This is a genomic window from Bacteroides sp. MSK.18.37 (assembly GCF_019129155.2).
In the GTDB taxonomy this organism is placed as follows: Bacteria; Bacteroidota; Bacteroidia; order Bacteroidales; family Bacteroidaceae; genus Bacteroides; species Bacteroides ovatus.
In genome coordinates this window covers 3,725,514-3,747,522 of the sequence record NZ_JAHOIB020000001.1, presented here as the reverse complement: position 1 = coordinate 3,747,522, position 22,009 = coordinate 3,725,514, and the positions used below count along the sequence as shown (strand labels likewise).

The window sequence follows — 22,009 nt, the reverse complement described above, 5'->3', positions numbered from 1 at the left end:
TTTTTAGTCAATTGCCATTATCAATATGCAGATAACCGAACAACCGTCGCTCTACGACAATCTGGAAAAGAAGTCCGTACGGGAAATATTAGAAGACATTAACCGGGAAGACCAAAAGGTGGCGTTAGCCGTACAAAAAGCCATTCCACAAATCGAACAGCTCGTCAACCAAATTGTACCCCGCATGAAACAGGGTGGACGTATCTTTTACATGGGTGCAGGTACCAGTGGGCGCTTGGGAGTGCTGGACGCTTCTGAAATCCCTCCTACTTTCGGAATGTCTCCCAGCTGGATTATCGGACTGATAGCCGGTGGGGATACAGCCCTGCGCAATCCGGTAGAAGGTGCCGAAGACGATATGAGCCGAGGATGGGAAGAACTTACGGAATATCATATCAATCAAAAAGATACAGTGATTGGCATTGCCGCTTCGGGCACTACTCCTTATGTAATCGGTGCCTTACGGGAGGCCCGCAAGCATGGCATCCTGACAGGTTGCATCACCAGCAATCCGAATTCTCCGATGGCGGCAGAAGCAGATGTCGCCATCGAAATGATTGTCGGTCCGGAATATGTCACAGGAAGTTCGAGAATGAAATCAGGCACCGGACAGAAAATGATTCTGAACATGATTAGCACGTCGGTGATGATTCAACTCGGACGGGTAAAAGGAAATAAGATGGTAAACATGCAACTTAGTAATCATAAACTGGTAGAAAGAGGAACCAGGATGATTATGGAGGAACTGGGATTGGATCATGATCATGCACAAAAATTGTTGCTGTTACACGGTTCTGTAAAAAAAGCGATTGACGCTTACCGATATTCTCAAGATCATTAAAATCTCTACTTACTCTTGTTTAATCAAGAGTATATTATACGCATCACATACCAATCTTATTAATACGGAATATGACACATTAACCATTATTATTCATCCGACAGTCTCATAGATACAATACAAAAAGATTTTGAAACAAAATCAAAAACATTTATTGAACAAACCGGTTTGTTCACACTTCTTCATTTTATCCCCAAAGAAAAAAACTTCAAGAAATAGTAGATTGGTATCAACAGAATAAATAATTGAAACATACCCAAAGCCCGTTCTTATCAATACCAACTATCTTTGCATCGTGTCACAGTACAGACGAAAAATAAACCATTCTTGGAATTTAAGACACAAAGAAGATAATCTCACTAAATATAATATTTATGAAGAAGAACATTTGCATCATTTTGAGCCTGCTGTTATATACAATAGGAATGCAGGCAGAAGTAAGACTTCCCGGAATCTTTTCCGACAAGATGGTTTTACAACGTGACACCCCTATCCCATTATGGGGGGTTGCAGATCCTAAAGAAACTGTTGTCATTGAATTCAACGGAAAGCAATACAAAACCCGGGCTTCCCAAACAGGAGAATGGGCGGTCAACCTGCAGAAGCACAAGGCCGGAGGTCCCTACGAATTGAGAGTCAACCAGAAAATAATACAAGATGTATACGTAGGCGACGTGTATCTATGCAGCGGACAATCGAATATGGAACTTACCGTAAAGCGTGTCATGGATAAATACAGGGATGAAATCATGTCGTATGAAAACAATCTGATCCGTTATACCAAGACGTCGTACGCTTACAACTTTATCGAGCCTCAACAAGATAGCAATAATGAATGGAAAATCTGTACCCGGGAGAATACGTTGGACTTCGCAGCCCTATGTTATTTCTTTGCAAAAGAAATGCAGGCAGAAAAAGGAGTTGCAATTGGCATTATCAATAGTAGCTGGGGAGGGACAAACATAGCATCATGGTCTACCCGCCAGTCACTCGAGAAATATGCCAGATTCCGGGAAAAGCTCCAGTCCCCACAGTACTTCCATCCTGATTATCCGGATTCTGTGAAGAACGCCCAAAAAGAACAAGTGAATCAATGGCATCGACAGCAATCGGCAAATGACCTTGGGAACAAAGAAAAATGGACAAGTGACGGTTTCGACGCTTCAGATTGGAAAAAAGTGGATGTATTCAACTCCAATTGGGGAGGTAGCTGGAACACTCCTCTCAATGGAGTCCATTACTTCCGCCAGCGAATTAACATACCCGAATCATTAGCCGGACAACAAGCTGTTTTACGCGTGGGAACACTAAAAGACTCGGATGCTACCTATATAAACGGTATCTGTGTAGGAAGAACAAGTTATCAATATCCTCCGCGTATTTACCAAGTCCCGACAGACTTACTCCGTGCCGGTGAAAACGAGATTGTCATCCGCCTTGTCAGCAGTGCCGGACGTCCGGAATTTGTAAAAGGGAAGCCTTACCAATTGGAAATAGCCGGTCAGACAATTCCGCTGACCGCTATGTGGCAGCATAAAATAGGCTGTACAATGAAGCGTATTCCTTCCACTATCGGATTCCAAAATGAACCCACCGGACTATATAATAGTATGATTCATCCGCTACGTAACTACGGAATACGAGGCATAATCTGGTATCAGGGAGAGTCGGATACGGGTCCTGAAGGTAGCAAACATTATGAAAGACATCTGATTGATCTTGTAAACGACTGGCGTACCCAATGGAACAATAAAAACCTGCCTTTCGTCATTGTGCAACTTGCGAATTACCAACAAAGAAGCAAGGTGCCTGTAGAAAGCGGCAACGCACAAGTACGTGAAGCACAACGCAAGGCAAGTCTCCAGTTAAAGAATGTCGGACTGGCCACTGCCATTGATTTAGGTGAAAGTAATGATATTCATCCACTCAACAAAAAAGACTTGGCACACCGTTGTGTGCTTCAAATGAACAAACTTTCTTTCGGTGAGAAGAATATCGTAGCGGAAGGGCCTATGGCTGAAGCTGCCGAATTAAAAGAAAACGGTCGGATCGTTATCTCTTTCAGGCGAGGAACAGGCTCTTTAAAGCAAGCTAAATCATTAGAAGGCATTGCCATTGCTGCCAATGATGGAAAATATAAATTTGTAGAGGCCTATACCGAAGGGGATAAAGTAATTGCTTTATGGAACGGAGAAGGAATACCGGCAAGCATCCGCTATGCATGGGAAAACAATCCACCCTCTTCCATCTATAATACAGAAGGACTTCCTGCATCCAGTTTCCAATTACCAATTATCAACAAATAGAATATCCGGTTACAGTGAAACATAAGATCAATGATTAACAACAAATTACTAAATATTGAAACCATGAAAAAGTTATTTCTATTCTTCTACCTCTCTGTTGTGAGTATAGCGGCATTTGCCGCTGAACAATTTGTAATATTCACACCGGCCGGTAATCATTTTCCGTTGGTTGCCAACGGAGTTCCTTGTCCGATATACATAGATTCTTCCGAAGACAAAGGGGTAATGATTGCTGCCGGCAATCTTCAACAAGACATACTGCAGGTATGCGGAAAAAAGCCCGAACTCTTAACAAGCACAAGTTCGAAACGGTGTATCATTGCAGGTACTTATGGCACTCCTTTTATAAAGAAGCTGATGTCAGCAGGCAAAATAGACAAAAAGGAATTGGATGGAAAAAATGAAAAATACATCCTGCAAGTCATCGCCAATCCTTGCGAGGGAATAGATGAAGCGGTAGTTATCATCGGCAGCGACAGACGCGGCACTATTTATGGTATCTACGAGCTTTCTGAACAGATGGGAGTATCTCCCTGGTATTGGTGGGCAGATGTTCCCGTCATGAAACAAGCAAATGTATATATTAAACCCGGACAATACTCGGACGGAGAGCCGGCCGTAACCTATCGCGGTATCTTTCTGAATGATGAAGCGCCGTGTCTTACCCGATGGGTAAAACACACATACGGCACCAACTATGGCGACCATCGTTTTTATGCACGGGTGTGTGAACTGATACTACGCCTGAAAGGTAATTTCCTTTGGCCGGCCATGTGGAGCTGGGCTTTCTATGCTGACGACCCGCAGAATAGTAAAACAGCAAGTGAAATGGGAGTCATTATCGGCACGTCCCACCACGAACCAATGGCACGCAACCATCAGGAATGGTCACGCAAGCGCAAAGAATATGGTGCATGGGATTATACAACTAACCAAAAAGTGATCGATCAGTTTTTCCGTGAAGGCATCGAACGGATGCAGGGTACAGAAGATATCGTAACCATCGGTATGCGCGGAGACGGTGACGCAGCCATGAGTAAAAGCACCAATGTGAAACTTCTGGAGAATGTAGTCAAGAATCAGCGCAAGATTATTGAAGAAGTCACCAAACGTCCGGCCAAAGAGACTCCGCAAGTATGGGCGTTGTATAAAGAAGTATTGGATTATTACGATAAAGGTATGCGTGTGCCCGATGATGTAATCATGCTATTGTGTGATGACAATTGGGGCAATGTATGCCGCCTGCCAAATGCCAAAGAACGCAAGCATCCGGGCGGTTGGGGCATGTATTACCATGTAGACTACGTAGGTGCTCCGAGAAACTCCAAATGGCTGAACGTAACCCCTATACAAAATATGTGGGAGCAACTTCAACTCACATACGATTATGGAGTAGAAAAGCTGTGGATACTGAATGTAGGCGATTTGAAACCAATGGAATATCCGATCACGCTCTTCATGGATATGGCATGGAATCCCAAGCAATTCAACGTCTCCAACTTGCTGGATCATCCCCGTCGTTTCTGCGCACAGCAGTTTGGCGAAGACCAGGCGGATGAAGCCATGCGAATCTTAAACCTGTACAGCAAATACAACGGCCGCGTGACGGGAGAAATGCTCGACCGGAATACTTATAACCTGGAGACCGGCGAATGGAAACAAGTATCTGATGAATATCTGAAACTGGAAGCGGAAGCTTTGAGACAATACATATCACTGAAACCGGAATATAAAGATGCCTACAAGCAATTAATCCTCTTCCCCGTTCAAGCCATGGCAAACCTGTACGAAATGTATTATGCACAAGCCATGAACCATAAATTGTATAAAGAAAACAATCCGCAAGCTAACGAATGGGCAGATAAAGTGGAACAGGCTTTTGCACGGGATAAAGCGTTGAGTGACGATTATAACAACATTATGTCCGGCGGCAAATGGAAGAATATGATGATTCAGAAACATATCGGTTATACCTCATGGAATGATAACTTCCCCGCTGATACACTGCCTAAAATCTACCGAATCGAAAATCCGGAAAAGGCTGTCGGCGGATACGTCTTCACCGGACAAGACGGATATATAGCCATAGAAGCCGAACATTACTACAGCGCTAAAGCAGCGCCTGGTACGGAATGGACAGTGATTCCCTATATGGGGCGTACCCTTAGTGGCATGGCTTTGATGCCTTACACACAACCTACTGACGGAGCTTCTATCTCCTACAAGATAAAGTTGCCTAAAGGAATTGACAAGGTGACTGTCCATGTGATAGTAAAATCAACTCTTGCTTTCCACGATCGCAAAGGACATGAGTATAGTATCGGATTTGAAGGAGGAAAGGATCAGACGATCAATTTCAATCATAACTTAAACGAGCTTCCTGAAAATGTATACAGCATATACTATCCGACAGTCGCACGACGCATCGTTGAGAAAAAAGCAAAACTGAATGTACCGAATACATCAGACGGTATGCAAACAATCACTTTCAAACCTCTTGATCCGGGCATCGTGCTGGAAAAGTTAGTCGTAGACTACGAAGGCTATAAGAAATCTTATCTGTTTATGAACGAATCGAAAAGTAAGAGAGAAAGTAGATAAAAAAGCTCAATCCAATCAATGTAGAGATGAGTTAATAACTACATCACTGATTGTATTTACATATAAATTTTGCAGTTCTTATTGTCAGCCGTCATTCCTATTCATTAGATAAATGATTTTCAACCCTTTAGATGCTGACAATAAGCCCTGACAATAGGCTGACAATAACATTTTATAAGTTTTATTGTCAGCCTATTATTTTATGATTTTGCTCTCCCATATCTCCTATCCTTCCAGCTTTACTTACCTTTCAAGAAAAGCCGCCATTAAACATCCGTCATACAACCAGCATACTTATATCATTCAATAACTATTGTTCGATCAGGATACCGGTATACTTAATTCTTCACGGCCGTGGTAACTTCTTCCCACAGCCGTGACGAGTTCCTACCACGGCCGTGGGAAGATCTTGTCACGGCCGTGGGAAATTAATGATACCGGTACTTTAATGGAACAATACCGGTATCCCAACGCAACTATAGTGGCTTCTCTTCTTATACCTCCCTACTTAATCAGCTTGCAAACAAGCTACTTGACAAGAAAACAAAGCTGATAATAAAAAGAACACCAATCACGATGTATTACCTGAACACAAGATAGATTATACATAAAAACAGCCCTCGCACGGAGAATAACTCCGTAGCGAGGGCTGTTTCTTTCAACAAATAAATACTTAATCTATTTCATCTGTCAGCACAAACTTGACAATCTTGGTTATACCTACCTTTGATTTAGCTATGTAAATCGCCTGCACCTTATCTATATGCTCAAGTTCACAAACGGCTTTCGTTTTTCCGGCATCTATTCCCCCTATACAAGTGCTCTTTTCAACCCCTTCATAAAGTACATAGATTTCCACACGAGAGTCTGTAGCCTCTATCTCTAAAACAATATGATTATAAACGGAAAGATCCACATTTTTTGTGTTTTTCCAGCCGTACTGTCCGTAAGCATGGTCATAAGTAATCGTCTGTGTTTCGCTGTCTCCTCTGGAGAAATACCCATACGTCCGAGGGAAAAGTTGAACAGGCTCTTCTTTTGCGTTCGCCGCTATTGCGGCGAACAGACAAAAAACTAATAAAAGATTTCTCATTATTATCTCACAATTAAATGATTATTCAAAAGCCACAGGTGTAAGTGGAACCAAACGCATGTTGGCAAGCCCCATTTCAAAATTAACGATATTTACGCAAGCCCACTGAGGATCCGGTGTGTTATTCCCACTATTGCGCATAAAATTACCATTGGCAAAAGTAAACAGGGAAATATACGGACTCCAAATTCCGGTTGTAGAGTTTCGTTTCATAGCATACTCTGCCAACCAAGTTTCCAAAGTATAGGTTTCTTTCACTTCTGTACTCAAAACAAAGTCTGTGAGTTTATAAGTAAATGTATGCCATTCTCCGTCAAAATCAAAGGGATTACCGACTGTCCATGGAGCAATATTCATGATACGATTAGAATTCAGAGTTCCACCATCTTTATCCATACGCCATGCTAACATTCCACTATTCCAAGGATTTGGCATATAAACATCTACTTGCATTGCAACATTCTTAATTAAAGTTGAATTTGAAATTTCGGTATTCGTTGCCAATATTTTTTTGATATGCTCATATGTCGAAAACCTCAAATAAGCCCCATGGTTACCGGTACTTGTACTTACCGGAATAGAAGCATTTTTGAAGTAAATAAAGTAATCGGGATTCACCGGATTCATATCATTTGCCGGACGGTTTTCCGGATTATACAGTGCTGATTTATTCTGCGTCAAACTCCCCGACGAAACTCCCAGTTTCAACTCTTCATCCGTAAACTCCTTCAAAAAGACTCCCTGTTTGTAGAACATGACAATTCCTTTCACCTCAACATCAGCACCTTCGCTCTCTATACGAATATATCCTGCTTTATCTCCCACACCTTCCGGCACGAGTACATCCATAGAAGTCGCATCCGATGAGGCACTCTGAACGAGACCTTCCTTTTCACCTGTGGAAGATGGAAAGAAAACCTTCGCTCTATTATACAGATTGACACCTGTAAGCCGGATCACATTACCGGGTTTAGGCATCGTATATGAAATTTCCGTCACACTAGGGACAAAACCTAAAAGAGTAAATTCCCGGCTAACACCAATTTCATCATACGCATTGACAACAGTCAGTTCTCCGTCTCCCACTGTAAAATCTTCCGTATCTACCGGTACGGTGAAAGTGATACGATTGCTTTCTATCGTTGTCGGCTCTATTTCCTGGTTGTTAAAAGACAGTTTTTGAAAAGTGGCAAAGTATTTTCCTTCAATGACCACCACCGAGTTGCGCCCGGCTTCCGTAATGGCATTACCATTTGCGTCCGTAATTCGGTTGATTTCTACCTGCTTGCCCGCAATAACACAATCCAGCGTGCGATCATCATAAGCCGTCACAAGGCGCATTTTATTCCGGCTGTCCGGATTCTCGACAGCATTCCCGAAAGGCAAAGTTTCCGGAATAGTCACAACCAGGAAGGCATCGTTCTTTTCTTCGGCAGGAATACCGGCCAAATCAACAGAAGTACCATTAATATACAGTTCATTGGCTGTTTTCAGTCCGTTACCCTCAATACGTATCTTACCACCTACCGGCAGTTCTTGCACGGCTTCCCACGTTCTTCCTTCATTTTCAGTCAGCGAAAAACCGGTCACAGTAATTTGCCTGCCAAAGAATTGAAAATCTTCGGCCGTACAAGTAGCAGCTCCCGCCTTATTCACTACCCGGATCAAGTTGAGGTTCATCTCTTTAATCTCTCCCTCATCTACAGGAATGTCCGGAATAACAAGCTCTATCGCATTGTCTTCTGCATGAAAAGCAGAAATGAGCCCACCATTGATATAGACGGCAATCGTCTGCGCCATGTTAGTACCCTCAATACGCAAAGGGGTACCAATCCGAATTTTACTTTCTGCTCCAGGAATAATCCATTCTTCAATGTCTTCATCCCAAACACATACTTTTACAATGGTAGGAGGCAGCAAATTATCTACCGTTTCATTGTCATCGCTGCAAGAAAATAATCCCATTACAAAGGTTATTATCAGGCAAGCAATTATTCCCGATTGTATAGATTTAAAAGTTTTCATATCTAATCTGTTTCATGTTTATATTTTATTCTTCCGGAGTCACATAGGGAACCAAACGCAAGTTAGTGATGAACATACGGAAATCCGCTCCCTCTTTCATGGTCAATCCGGCCGACAGGACATCGAAGTTGAGGATAGTGAACAGTGAGTGCACACCGCTCGCACTCCAAGCATCAATCGCCTCGCCCAAGTTGGCATACTTGGTATGTATCTCGAAAGTAAGCGTCTTCCAGCTGCCGTTAAATGCGTATGGCTTATTGTTAGTCCACGAAGCCACATTCCATGCACTTTCACCATTACCCTTTCCTCCATTCTTGTTCATGCGCCAGCCTACCACGCCGGTGCTCCAATCATGATTCATATAGATGTCCGCCTGCAAAGCCGCCTTGCGAGCATCCGTTTCTCTGGCCCATTCTCCGTCGCTGTTGTCTATCAGATACTGTAATTGCATTCCTGTATTGAAACGGAAATAACCGAAAGGCGAATTATTATCGCTCACCACCGGAAGAGTGGCCGGAGCAGTTTCGGGTATACTGAAGATATATGCTCTGGCACCTGCGGGTACTTGCGGCGCATCTGCCGCGTTGATTGAGTAATAGGCGCATTTCTGCGGAGAGATGACACTTCCGGACACACCATAGTTCAAAGCTGTGGTTCCTTCATGATCGTGCGCAAACATTGCTTTGTCGTAGAACATATAATTGGGAGTGTAATAGTTCTCACCCAATTCTGCCATCTCCACCCGGAGGGAACCACTCCGTTCGCCCACTCCATCAGGCACCTTGACAGTTATCCGCGTTCCATCTTCGGACACTACCATATCTCCGGTGCCATCGATATAGGGAACCTGCACTTCATTGCCGTCATTGCCTGGAAAGTAAACGGCTGATGCACCATTGAGGTACTTCCCTATAAGGGTGATGTGATCGCCTGGATGGGGCAACGTGTATGACACGTCTGTAATGCCGGGCATCTTGTTCACATCTTTAAAGATGAAACGGTATACTCCTTCACCGTGGGAAGTCACCACCCTGAGGGTATTTTTCACTGATTCATCTTCTATCTCATGTGCCATCGGAACACTGGAGGGTACTTTAAACGTGAGATGGGAGTCACTCATGTAAGTAGAGTTGTATTCCGTCACCTGCAAACCGTTGCAATAAATAGCTTGCAAACCACTAAAGCCACTACCGTCCACCCGAATCCAGGTTCCGGTATAAACAGAGGTAATCTGTTTGGCTTCTTCACCAAGCATATTACTCCACACACTGTATATGCGGACATCATCGTCGTCGTCAGAACAAGAAAATACGCTAAACAACGAGAACAGCAATAAAGTGCTCAAACACAAATTCGTTAATATCTTATCTGTTATCTTCATAGTAGTCATCTTATTTGTTAAAATCATAAGCAACAGGTGCTGTATTTAATAACGGGTCACGGGTACTTTCCACTTCCGGATAAGAAAATGCCCATACATTATCATCAGAGGTATTCGAATGTACGTAATCTCCTTCCGCCAACGGAGTATGAGTAGCTCGTACCGCCAGTTTGGCTCCGTCGGACTGGCGGGGACTGTCAGAACTGAATGCCGCCTGAAGAGTGTTCTTGTTTATCGTATAATAGTAAGCATACCATCTGTTGCTGTCCCATTCGTCACTGCGCACCTGTTCTCCTTCATCACCTTCGGTCATAATAACCAACTCGTTATTGATAAAGTCGGTCACCCACTTTGTGTCGTAAAGCGAACGGCGTACCAGCGTAGGCCACCAAAGGCCTTCCATAAAGAACTCTACACGAAACTCTCTCAACAAATCATTACGGGTGAGATAGTTGGTGTCATAGTAGGTCAGTTCGCCACTCTCTATCTCCATCTTGTAGCCGCGTTTCCGGACATCGTCGTAATATTTCAAGGCATCCCGGTCGGTCAGCTCATCACTGGTGCCCATGCAAGCCTCCACGTACAACAAGTACACTTCTGCAAGGCGCAACATCGGTGTGCAGAAACCGGAGTTCCCGGCAATAGCGATATTATTCGTGTCTTCAGCACTACCCACTACCTGTTTCTTGAAGGCAACTTTTCTGTTCGTTTCTAATCCGGCAGCTTTCTGTCCGCCTTTATATCCGGCAGCCCAACCACCATCCACCAAATGTGTACCGATATAGTCATAGAACTCTCCCGGACAAAGCACATTACCACGCAGACGGGAACGTCCGCCGGAATTAATCAGCATACGCAAGCAGTCGTAAGATACATAAGAGGAGTTATAGGCACTCAAACCGTTCAGCAATTCTGTGTAAGAGCACAAACCGCTTCCGTTGCTGTTACCCATTCCGTAGGAGTCGACACCTTGCAGCGGTTGCAAAGCAAACAATACCTCTTTGCAATTATTGTTCTGTACCCGGAAAATTTCTTCATATTCTTCCATCAATCCATATCTGTTCTGAGCAAGAATCACTTCTCCGGCAGCCTCCTTGGCCAAATCATAAAGAATGTCAGCCAAGTCGTGAGAACCGCTGGCTTCATAATAATCCATAGTAGCCTGTGTACAGTGTCCGCCACGCGCATACGCTGCCAGCGTTACATAATAGCGTGCCAGTAGTCCCAAAGCCGAATAGCGAGTCACACGACCGTCCGCGTCGGCAAGCGGCAACCACTCCGCAGCGTACTCCAAGTCGCGGATACCGTAGCGAATCACATCCTCGAAGCGTGTGGGAGCCATATTGAAAGCTTCCGTATGAGCAATTGGATTCTCCATAATGGGCACATCGTGCCAGTAAGAAGCCAAATAGTAATAAGCCGCCGCCCGCATGAAACGTGCTTCTCCCTCGCAAGCATTCGCTTGTGCTTCACTGAAATGTTGGCGTCCCTGTGGTGCATAATCGTTAATGATGTAGTCTGCCTGCGTAACAACAATGTAAAGTGAATTCCACGCATCGGCAAGTCCGGGTGTATTGGGTTTGTCGGTAAAGAGGCAATAAGGAGCATAACCTGTCTCGTTGTTGTTGTCACCATAGATATTGTTTCCGCGTGCATCTCCCATCGCAAACAGACGGGTACTGTGAAAACCAAACCAAGGTTTCATATAAAGATAAGCTGTTGCCAAACGCAGCTCGTCATAAGTAGTAAAGGATTTGTCCATTTCTTTTTGGTTGGTGGCACTTACTTGCAAGAAGTCATTGCAGGAAGTGAGGCTTGCCATCGCGACCATTCCACAAACCACTGATAATATAATATTCTTTTTCATGGAAGTTTTCTATTTAAAAGGTTAAATCAATACCAAATGTATAAATACGGGGAGAAGGACAACGTCCCGTATCCACTCCGTACATCAGCATACTCTGACCGGAATAAGAATATTGCGCCTGTGTAGAGCCAATCTCCGGATCGTAACCGTCATAGCCTGTGAATGTATATACATTTTTAATATTCGCATAAATGCGCGCATTCTCTATCTTCAGTTTTTTCAACCAATTCTTCGGTAACGTATATCCCAAAGCAATATTCTGTATACGCAAGAAAGAAGCATCCTCCACATAACGGCTACTGATGCGGTCGTTATCATTGGCATCATTAACAGACATACGGCACAAACCGTTAGAGCCGGGCAATATATACATATTCCAGACATCGGTATTATCCGAATTTCCATCAAGGTATCCCAAACGGGCATGGTTGGCAACGGACGCGTGTACATTACCACTCGAATTGGGGTTAGTAATACGACGGGACAAATAGTTCATCGCTTTGTTTCCATACGAACCATATAAGAATATAGTCAAATCGAAATTCTTATAATTAAAGGTATTATTAATGCCATAGGTAAATTTAGGCAACGGACTTCCCAAGAATGTCTGATCTTTTTCGTCAATCACTCCGTCATTATTCAGATCCTCAAAAATATAATCGCCAATATAAATTTGTTTGATAAGGCTACCTTTATCCGTACCCGAGTTAACCACCTGTTCACCTACCCGCAATACTGGAGTAGCAATCTTTACCGTGCTAGTTCCATCACCATTATCTATCAAATAATCGGAAGCGCTATTGATGCGGCCGATTGCCTTATAGCCATAGAACTGGCTGACAGGCTTTCCGACTGCAGTGCGGGTAATCACTTCCGTCTGACCACTATTTTGATAAGTCTTGTCGATAAAGGCATTCTCTGTATTCATACTTGCTACCTTGTTACGGTTCAAACTGAATGTAACATTTGTACGCCACTGAAAATCCCTATTGGATATATTTACCGTGTTCAATGTAAATTCAAAACCTTTATTCTCCATGGAGCCTATATTCGCCCATTGAGCTGTTGCAGCACCATTGCCCGTAGTTCCCATATATCCCGGATAATCTTGTTGCAACAAGAGGTTTCTTGTCTTTTTGATATATGCATCCAGAATAAACTCGACACGGTTATTAAAAAAGTTCAGGTCGATACCTGCATTCCAGGAACGGGTACTCTCCCATGTCAAATCGGGATTAGCAATATTGGCGGTCTGCAAACTCGTCCCCCAGATAGACTGCACATACGTTCCCATCCGTTGGTAAGCAAATGCACTGACATTGGAATTACCGACTTCACCATAACTCAAACGCAACTTGAAGTTATTAACCACATCTTTCAGCGGACGCCAGAATGACTCTTCGGAAAGACGCCATGCCACAGCTACTGATGGGAATGTCCCCCACTGATTTCCTTTGGCAAAACGGGATGTCCCGTCGCGCCGTACCGTAGCCGTTAACTGGTAACGGTTGTCGTAACTATAAAACAGACGACTGAAATAAGAGAGGTACGTTGTCTTGCTTGCCCTTCCACTATTGGTGGCATACGCAGCATCACCTGCATCCAAGTCTGTCAGCAGATTATCACCATGTGTACGTTTTCCCTGAAGATAATCTGAACTTCTGGAAGTCATCTCATGTCCTAACATCAAACTCGTCTTGTGCTTACGTTTGAACGTCTTCTCCATCGTCACTACATTCTTCCATCCCCAGTAAAGCCCGTAGTTTTTGGAGTGTTCATTAGTAGGATAAGGATTCTTTGAGTATCCCAATTCATATTGGGGAAGGAAATATTGATAATTATCGATATTGCCGTCTGCCGTAAAATCAGTACGGTAAGTCAGCCATTTCCATGGATTGATTTTCATGAAAAGATTGGCACGAGCACCTCCCTTTTCATTATTACGCTGTGTTAACGCTGCCAACGCCACCGGATTACTGTAATTGCTTAAATTCTGCTGGTCGTCCTCTTCCGGTCCGGAAAAGTTACCATTCTTATCACGTACGGGAACATCCGGTGCCTGATAAAGTGCATTGGGAATGATAGACCAGCTAGCCATGCCTGTACCTTGCTTGGTATAAGAAACATTCACCGTACCTCCGAAACGAACCTTAGGAGTAACCTGTATCTCTGTTCCCATACGGAAGGTGTAACGCTCAAAATCCGAACCGATGCAAATACCATCCTGCCCCAAATATCCGCCGGACAGATTATAGCTGACCGTTTTTGTACCGCCACGAATTGACAGGTTATAGTTCTGCAACAGAGCATTGCGGAATATCTCATCCTGCCAGTTAGTACCGTCACCTAAAGTTTCAGGATGACTAAACGCATCTTTCACCCTGCTGGCATTTATAAGAGCATATAGTTCATTATAATGACGGGCATAGTCACGCAAATTCATCATGTCGATTGTTTTCGGTATTTCCTGATTTCCCACAGAGGCTTGGAAGTTAATTCGAGGCTTGCCTGTTACACCAGCTTTCATCGTAATCAATATGACCCCATTAGCCGCCTGTGCACCATAAATGGCAGTAGCCGAAGCATCTTTCAAGATCTCAATGCTTTCAATATCAGCTGGATTAATACCTGCCATAGCATTACTTGTATTCGAGCCTGTTTCACCGGAGATAATAACTCCGTCTACTACATAAATAGGTTCATTGGTACTGTTTAATGAATTCACACCACGAATCTGAATAGATGTACCTCCACCCGGAACACCGGAATTCTGCGTCATCTGCAATCCTGCCGCACGTCCTTGCAACGCCTGGTCAATGGTAGAAGCCATTGATTCTTCTATGGACTTGGCATTGATGGAAACGACCGATCCTGTCAAGTCCGAACGTTTCATGGAGCCGTATCCTACAGCTACCACCTCGTCCAACATATTCTCATCATTCTCCATCGTGATATCCAGCTTACCGCCTTTCGTCACTTTCCGTTGAATGGTCTTCATTCCGATATATGAGAATACAAGGGTAGAACCTGATGCTATATTTAGTGTATAAATACCATTCACATCAGTAGTAGCACCTTTACTAGTACCTTTCACTTGAATACTAACACCTATCAAAGGTTCTCCGGCATCATCAACCACTTTACCGGTAACAGTAATGTCTCCTTCAGAGACAGCATGTGGAAGAGGAGAAAATGCACCTCCGGTCGCATAAACAGGAGTGACTGCAAAAACCATAATAACCGAACATAATCCGGCTAGCAGCACACATCTTGAAAAATAATTGTTCTTCATATATATTACATTTATAAAATATTGCTTTATAATTTCACACCCATATTTAGCAAATGTCCGACACAAAAGTATGAACTTACATTCTATTACACTATTTGAAATGTAACATCAAGTTGCACATACGTTTATTCGCTTTTTAAATACGTTTCAATTTGTTTTGAATTTGAAATAAACAGTGGTAACACTCATTTTTGATAATACTAATTCGACAAATGGATCAGTGTTTTTCAGCTCCTGATACCAACTTTCTTTTTGAGTATCAGTCTGTATTACTTTCCTTATGGAGGATACCTCCTTACTGCCAATATTCTTCAACCTGACCGTTTTCTCCTCCTGTTCGGAGTAATTGACTAAAACGACAGCTATCTGATATTCATCAGGGTCTTGAAAAGCAACTACCTCCACCTCTTTTAGTTCATAATCCACTCCGATCCGCCGCCAACCCGGTTTGACGTACTTTGTAAAGTGCTTAAGCCCATAGAACTCACTCCTTACCACATAGCCTTTTTCCGTCGTCCAGCGGGAACTACTCCAAGGCCACTCGACAGCGATGCAACCGTCACCCCCCTTTTTTAATTCATCAGCATCTGCATATCCCCATAATAGTGCCCAGTGCAAATAAACAGTGGCATTTGCATAACGGAAGGAGTTTGATATAAAATGTGCAATATTCACAGCATCTTCGGGAACAGCAGGATGATAAGAACAGTTCTCCGTCATCATAATTGATTTGTTGCCAACTTGCCGGGCTATGTTTTGAAATTCAGTTTTAAAAGCATGGGCGGAAGAATAACGGTCGTTATCTTTATAATCGGAAGTCTTACCACCATGATAACAATGGAAAGCAGCAGCATCCAATAGGTCAGGATTCAAGTCTCTGTAATAGTTACTAAAAGTACCATAGCCAATTCCAAGCACTTCCGGGCCGATTAACCTGGGACGGTCAGACACCTCTTTGAATGCTTCATAAGTGGCTTCCAATGCTTTCCCGTAATTCGCCTTTTGGGAGTCGTCGATACCGTAGCCTAAGCGGATTTTGGTTCCTGCACTGTTATCCCCATCCGGCTCATTCATCATGCTCAAGTAATCCGGTGACATATCTGCTTCCTGATAAGCTTTTAATGTCATGCGACACCATTCACCAAATTCTTTATACATGTACTTCCCTTCATTATTTCTTTTAAGTGTCGCTCCCTTTTCTTTCGGCCTATCTATCAAATCGGGTGCTACCAGCCAATTAGACATCATTACAGAGAAATTGCTACGCCCCAGTCTTTGAGTTGCTGCATCCATTATCTCTTTTTGCTGTTTAAGAATATCGGGATTCTCACCCGATATCTTCTTTTCGTACCAGTTTCCTATACGAATCATGGAAATCTCCAAATCTTTGAAAATCAAATCAAACAAATCTTTCTTATTGGGGTGTTGACAATACCAATTCTCATAATTGGCTATCCCGCCGCCAATCCCTTCCACTGTCTGATATTGTTCGGAAAGATTTAATTGAATAACCGTTGCATTATCAGTATGATCCCCATCTTGGATCGTACCAGATTCCGTATTTTCCTCTGACGATGAACTCTCTTCCGAGCATCCAGATAAACCGATTACCAATAAAGTAATCCATAAAAGCCTGTTCATACAACTTTGTGTTTTCATGCATTCATTATTAAAATATAGGAAAAGGAGTCAAGAGTAAAATACAAGATTGTACTTTTGCATCTGTCGATTCTTTAGATTGCCCTCAACCAGCACAAAATTACAATCTTGTATTTCAAAACGTTTGGTAAAATGTAACGTAAAGTTAGTTATATGTATAACGCAGTTTTAAATTTGTATCATTCGCCTTTATTTCTGATAGACGCAGCATATTCCGAAGGAGATACTCCATAGAACTTCTTAAAAACAGTCGCAAAATTAGCCTGACTATCAAAGCCTACCGCATCCGCTATTTCTGAAATATTCAGCTTCCCTTCCTGAAGTAGTGCTGCCGCTTTCTTCATCCGTAGATTCCGGATAAAGACAGATGTTGAAACTCCTGTAATATCTTTCATTTTACGATGAAGCTGTACACGACTCAATCCGACTTCCCTGGCAAGCATTTCTACATTGAATTCCGAATCATCCAGAAACTTATTCATCACATTCATAACCCGTTCCATCAATCGTTCATCTCCGGATTTATTTTCAGCAATTTCAATCTTTCCCACCTGATCCCTGACACCAGAGAACTTTCCTTTCAATAACAATCTTGTCTCAATCAGATTCTTGATATGTACTCTCAACTCTTCAACGACAAACGGTTTTCCTAAATATGCATCCGCACCTTTACTTAATCCTTCAATACGGTCTTTATATTCCGCTTTTGAAGTCAATAGGATAAACGGTATATGACTCACATTCGGATTGTTGCGAATCGTTTTCAAAAGTGAGATACCATCCATTTCAGGCATCACGACATCAGAAATTATAAGATCCGGTTGTTGTTTCAGAATGGTTTGCAAACCCTCTTTCCCGTTACGGCAAATGTATACCTTGTATTGCGAGCTCAATTCCGCCTCCAGGAAACGAAGAATCTCGTCGTCGTCATCTACGATCACAATCCTATAATTCGCTTTATGGTTTCTTGTCTTAGCCGTTTCTTCTTCACTTTCTTGAGAAAGCCCCAAGACAGAAGGGACTCTTGAGGTAGTTTTGTTTTCCGCATCCACCCATTCGGATTTCTTCAAATGATCTTTCCCATAAGGAATATGAATAATGAAACGACTTCCTTGTGCATCTTGCCGATTACAAGCATTGATAGTGCCGTGATGCAATTTAACTATCATCCGGCACAGATTCAGTCCTATACCAAAACCGATACTTCCATTGAAACCATTGGAAGGCGCCTGATAAAAACGTTCGAATATCTTTTCCAGTTTATTGGCGTCAATGCCGGATCCGCTGTCAATCACTTCAATCTCAATAAAATGCTGCAAATCTCCAACAGTAAGTTCATTCACCTTCTCGCGCAGGCTGATTTTTATTTCACCTCCATCCGGCGTATATTTAAAAGCATTCGACAGCAGGTTTACCAATACTTTATCAAAATTATTAGGATCAATCCACGCCGGAAGCTCCTCCTGTTCATAATCAAAACACAAGTTTATGTTCCTTTTCTCCGCCTGATAAGTAAATAAAGAGATTAATTCTTTGATATAATCCACCATGTCCGTTTCAACGCAATGAATATTCAATTGCCCTTTTTCAATTTTACGCATATCAAGCAACTGATTCATCAGATTAATAATACGATTCGCATTCTTCTGCATCAGACGCAGCATCTTCATCGTATCGGCATCATAGTCTCTCTTTAACAAATTCTCCAACGGACTCACAATCAAAGTCATTGGAGAGCGAATCTCATGCGAGAGATTGATAAAAAGTTTGATTCTCTCTTCATTCATTTCTTTCTGGTGCCGGCGACGAACACTCAAATAAATCTGGAATGCAACAGCAAGCAATATCAACGCATAGCAGACATAAGCCAGAGACGAACGCCACCACGGTGCCGCAATATCAATCCGTATCACCTTCACAGGGGTATACTGCCCGTTCTCACAGGCACGTATTTCAAATGTATACTTACCGGAATTTAAATGATTGTATGTAATCTGATTGATTCCCAATTGAGTAGAGGTCCAGTTCTTTTCATACTCTCTGATACGATATTCATAGAAAATATTTCCAGAATTACGATAATCCAATGTGGAAAATTCAAGCGTAAACGTGTTGTCTTCATAAGCCAGGCTGATTTTGTCGGCACGTGTTACAAAAGTGTCCAAAATGGGTTTTCCACCGGATTTACTTTTAGCGGTCACTGCTTCTCCTCCCAAATAAAGATTGGATAATATCACAGTCGACTTCCCTTTTTGCGCAGTGACGCTATCCGGATGAAAAGTCGTTATTCCCTTCACACCTCCCAAATAGATAAGGCCATTCATTGACTGGTAGCTGGCACCAATAGTATACTCATTATCCACCAATCCACGTTCGGAATAATAGGAAGCAATCTTATTCTCTGCGACTTTTATCAGGTTAATGCCTTTCAGGGTACTACACCAGATATTCCCCCTCTCATCTTCTGCCAACCCATATACAAAATTATTAGAAAGTCCGTCTTCTTCATCATAGTAATGAAATTCTTTTGTTCCGGGATGATAGCACATAAGTCCCTTATTCGTTCCCGCCCAAATATTTCCACGTACGTCTTCCAATAATGAGTAAGTGATGAAATTACCCAACGATTGACTCAATACAGGGGTAAATTTTTCCGTTACAGGATCGAAATAATCCACTCCATTACAGTGGCCTATCCACAATCTTTCCCGGGAATCAAGAAGTAGAGTATAAATCCAATTGTTCCTTAACCCACCGGAGGAACTTTGATATTCCGTGACTGTTTGAGTGGGCAGGTGATATCGTATGAATCCGGAACCGAATAAAGAAAGATATAGGTTCCCTTTATCATCACCTGTGATCTTCTTTATATCCTTCAATTTAATTTCCGGTAACATAAAACGTACGTTCCCTTTGGCATCCTGCATATAAAGCCCGGAATAATAGCCTCCAAACCACAAATTACCACTATAATCCTTATAGATGGATGAAACCGTTTTACCTGAAAACAAATGATCGGTTATATTTCCTTCCGAAGTAATTTTAAACACTCCTTCGCCTTCCACACCGCTAACGATATGTCCATCATCATCTTTATACAAGGCAGTTATCACACCAGCCTGCGGATATTCACGGGTAGGAACACTCCAAAAATGGAAAGGTGTAGATTCTTTAGACACCATAACCATTCCTCTATGATAACATCCTATCCATAAGTTTTGGTTATGATCTTCATAAATAGCACGTATTTTAGCATTATCGACATCAATAAAAGGGAGAGTGATCACCTCGGAACGGAGTTCTTTCAAATCGGGTTGAATAACCTTCAGCCCTTTGCCAAAGGTTGCCAAATAACGTGTCCCTTTTTGACTTACGAGTATGGAACGTGCCGGCAGCCACGATTCATTATGTTCTATTTTGGTAAAGCGGTCATTCTCTCTATCATAATAATAAGCAGTAGTACCCGTGGAAAGGAGAAAATTTCCCGAATGGTCCTCGGCCATTCCGGAAATTGTAGAACCGCCATCTAAAACTGCCCGTGTGTATATCTTACTCGTTCGTGTAGAAGGATCATATCGAAGTAAACCGGTACCGTTTACTCCAATCCAGATGCTCCCATGACGGTCTTCATATATGACTCCATAATGAGCATGTTCGGATACATCAGGAATATCTGTCATTTGCTCACCTGTTCCTGTATCTTTCCGAATACGGAATATTCCTCTTCCGGAAGATCCAACCCATATTTCGCCCGAACGCAATTGAGTGATACACATGATATGGAAAGATGAGCTTTCTTCAAACTTAATTGTCCGAAATGCATTTTCTTCCGGAACATAATATTGTAATCCGCCAATACCTCCCACCCATAACGTGCCTTCATTATCGAGCATCAAGGCTTTTACAGAGTTATCGGATAACGAAGTGCTATCTTTTGGATTATTATAATAATGCGTAAATTGTATGCCATTGAATTTATTAAGGCCATAATCCGTCCCGATCCAAATAAACCCATCTTTATCCTGGCAAATGGAAGTAATCAGATCGCAAGTTAATTGTTTGGAATCATAGAACAATGTATTCTCGGCGACCACCTGTACAATTCCACCCCAAAATACAATTATCAGCAGTAATAGTCTTTTCATAGTAAACAGTCCTTTCTTTATGCAAAGAAAGTAATTCTTTTCAAAATCGGACTATTTAATTCGTTTCATTTGTTTTTAAATTTAGTCCCCTTTGCACCAAAAGAAGAATGAAACATATACAAAAACTATTGAAACACAGATTTTTTATCTCTCCGAAAAGATATCCTAACTTTGCCAATAGAAAATAAATCAGCTATTAACCTCTAAAAGAAAATAACATGAAAAAGTATTTAGTAGCAGCATTAGTTGCATGTCTGGGAATCTTAAGTGTCAATGCACAAGTAGACAAGACTATCGAAGTCAGTCAATGCGAAGCCAATAATAAACTGACAGTAGAAGGGCAGACCTTAATTTCCACCGGTTATGGAAACTTGGTATTTCCTGAAAATGATTACACTAATTACACCGGAATAAACTTTGAAGCGACCAACTTCGAAAAATTAGATGAAAATGCCACAAATGCCATCTGTTCATTAAAAATAGAATATACCCAAGACGGTGAAACGGTAAAAGTTTCTATGGGATTTTATACCCAAGGCAAGAAGAAGGTGCAATTCAGTGCTTTTAAAGATGAAAAAGCCGGTAAAATTGCAATTGATCCAAGTTCTATTACCAAAGTTTCCATTGGGATGGGAAAAAACAAAAAAGTAGATATCAATAATATAGTTTTAGTTGCTAAAAAGTAACATAGATCAGTATATCTGCTAGTTGCTTAAATAATAACTGCCGGTGCTTGTAAAAAGAAGCCGGCAGTTATTATTTTATCCTGTGGAACATACACCATATATATTAGTAACAT

General features: G+C 42.2%; 11 protein-coding genes. 4 read left to right on the top strand and 7 right to left on the bottom strand.

The annotated features are described in order from the left end of the window. Positions 1-25: 25 nt before the first annotated feature. The 3 genes from murQ to KSX81_RS14580 all read left to right on the top strand — a co-directional run bounded on the left by murQ (position 26) and on the right by KSX81_RS14580 (position 5,748). Positions 26-841, top strand: coding sequence for an N-acetylmuramic acid 6-phosphate etherase (murQ, locus tag KSX81_RS14590; protein ID WP_217725422.1), 816 nt, complete (start codon positions 26-28; stop codon positions 839-841). 374 nt (positions 842-1,215) lie between these two features. Continuing rightward, positions 1,216-3,147: a sialate O-acetylesterase gene (locus KSX81_RS14585; protein WP_217725423.1), complete on the top strand. Its 1,932-nt coding sequence runs from the start codon at positions 1,216-1,218 to the stop codon at positions 3,145-3,147. 63 nt (positions 3,148-3,210) lie between these two features. Continuing rightward, positions 3,211-5,748 carry a glycosyl hydrolase 115 family protein gene (locus KSX81_RS14580; RefSeq protein ID WP_217725424.1) on the top strand — a complete coding sequence of 846 codons (2,538 nt, stop codon included), beginning with the start codon at positions 3,211-3,213 and terminating at the stop codon, positions 5,746-5,748. 673 nt (positions 5,749-6,421) lie between these two features. Here KSX81_RS14580 and KSX81_RS14575 read toward each other — a convergent pair. The 7 genes from KSX81_RS14575 to KSX81_RS14545 form a co-directional block, all read right to left on the bottom strand. Further along, positions 6,422-6,841, bottom strand: coding sequence for a hypothetical protein (locus KSX81_RS14575; RefSeq protein ID WP_217725425.1), 420 nt, complete (start codon positions 6,839-6,841; stop codon positions 6,422-6,424). Between the two features lie 21 nt (positions 6,842-6,862). Continuing rightward, positions 6,863-8,866 carry a glycan-binding surface protein gene (locus KSX81_RS14570; RefSeq protein WP_254884166.1) on the bottom strand — a complete coding sequence of 668 codons (2,004 nt, stop codon included), beginning with the start codon at positions 8,864-8,866 and terminating at the stop codon, positions 6,863-6,865. Between the two features lie 25 nt (positions 8,867-8,891). Beyond that, positions 8,892-10,247 (bottom strand): glycan-binding surface protein, encoded by a 1,356-nt coding sequence (locus KSX81_RS14565; RefSeq protein WP_217725426.1) that lies wholly within the window; start codon positions 10,245-10,247, stop codon positions 8,892-8,894. Between the two features lie 10 nt (positions 10,248-10,257). Continuing rightward, entirely contained in the window at positions 10,258-12,114 is a 1,857-nt protein-coding gene (locus tag KSX81_RS14560) for a RagB/SusD family nutrient uptake outer membrane protein (protein ID WP_004299682.1), read from the bottom strand. 13 nt (positions 12,115-12,127) lie between these two features. Continuing rightward, positions 12,128-15,406: a SusC/RagA family TonB-linked outer membrane protein gene (locus tag KSX81_RS14555; RefSeq protein ID WP_004322237.1), complete on the bottom strand. Its 3,279-nt coding sequence runs from the start codon at positions 15,404-15,406 to the stop codon at positions 12,128-12,130. Positions 15,407-15,553: 147 nt separating this feature from the next. Continuing rightward, positions 15,554-17,047, bottom strand: a complete 1,494-nt coding sequence (locus KSX81_RS14550) for a hypothetical protein (RefSeq protein WP_254884656.1) — start codon at positions 17,045-17,047, stop codon at positions 15,554-15,556. A 197-nt stretch (positions 17,048-17,244) separates the two neighbouring features. Next, a complete protein-coding gene (locus KSX81_RS14545; RefSeq protein ID WP_217725428.1) occupies positions 17,245-21,210 on the bottom strand; it encodes a two-component regulator propeller domain-containing protein in 3,966 nt (1,321 codons plus the stop codon). Positions 21,211-21,428: 218 nt separating this feature from the next. Between KSX81_RS14545 and KSX81_RS14540 the strand changes: the two genes are divergently transcribed. Then, positions 21,429-21,896: a hypothetical protein gene (locus tag KSX81_RS14540; RefSeq protein ID WP_032846749.1), complete on the top strand. Its 468-nt coding sequence runs from the start codon at positions 21,429-21,431 to the stop codon at positions 21,894-21,896. The last annotated feature ends 113 nt before the right edge of the window (positions 21,897-22,009 follow it).

Excerpts from the sequence above, each read along its gene's own strand:
- murQ (WP_217725422.1), top strand. The coding sequence starts at position 26 with ATGCAGATAACCGAACAACCGTCGCTCTACGACAATCTGGAAAAGAAG.
- KSX81_RS14585 (WP_217725423.1), top strand. The coding sequence starts at position 1,216 with ATGAAGAAGAACATTTGCATCATTTTGAGCCTGCTGTTATATACAATA.
- KSX81_RS14580 (WP_217725424.1), top strand. The coding sequence starts at position 3,211 with ATGAAAAAGTTATTTCTATTCTTCTACCTCTCTGTTGTGAGTATAGCG.
- KSX81_RS14575 (WP_217725425.1), bottom strand. The coding sequence starts at position 6,841 with ATGAGAAATCTTTTATTAGTTTTTTGTCTGTTCGCCGCAATAGCGGCG.
- KSX81_RS14570 (WP_254884166.1), bottom strand. The coding sequence starts at position 8,866 with ATGAAAACTTTTAAATCTATACAATCGGGAATAATTGCTTGCCTGATA.
- KSX81_RS14565 (WP_217725426.1), bottom strand. The coding sequence starts at position 10,247 with ATGAAGATAACAGATAAGATATTAACGAATTTGTGTTTGAGCACTTTA.
- KSX81_RS14560 (WP_004299682.1), bottom strand. The coding sequence starts at position 12,114 with ATGAAAAAGAATATTATATTATCAGTGGTTTGTGGAATGGTCGCGATG.
- KSX81_RS14555 (WP_004322237.1), bottom strand. The coding sequence starts at position 15,406 with ATGAAGAACAATTATTTTTCAAGATGTGTGCTGCTAGCCGGATTATGT.
- KSX81_RS14550 (WP_254884656.1), bottom strand. The coding sequence starts at position 17,047 with ATGAACAGGCTTTTATGGATTACTTTATTGGTAATCGGTTTATCTGGA.
- KSX81_RS14545 (WP_217725428.1), bottom strand. The coding sequence starts at position 21,210 with ATGAAAAGACTATTACTGCTGATAATTGTATTTTGGGGTGGAATTGTA.
- KSX81_RS14540 (WP_032846749.1), top strand. The coding sequence starts at position 21,429 with ATGAAAAAGTATTTAGTAGCAGCATTAGTTGCATGTCTGGGAATCTTA.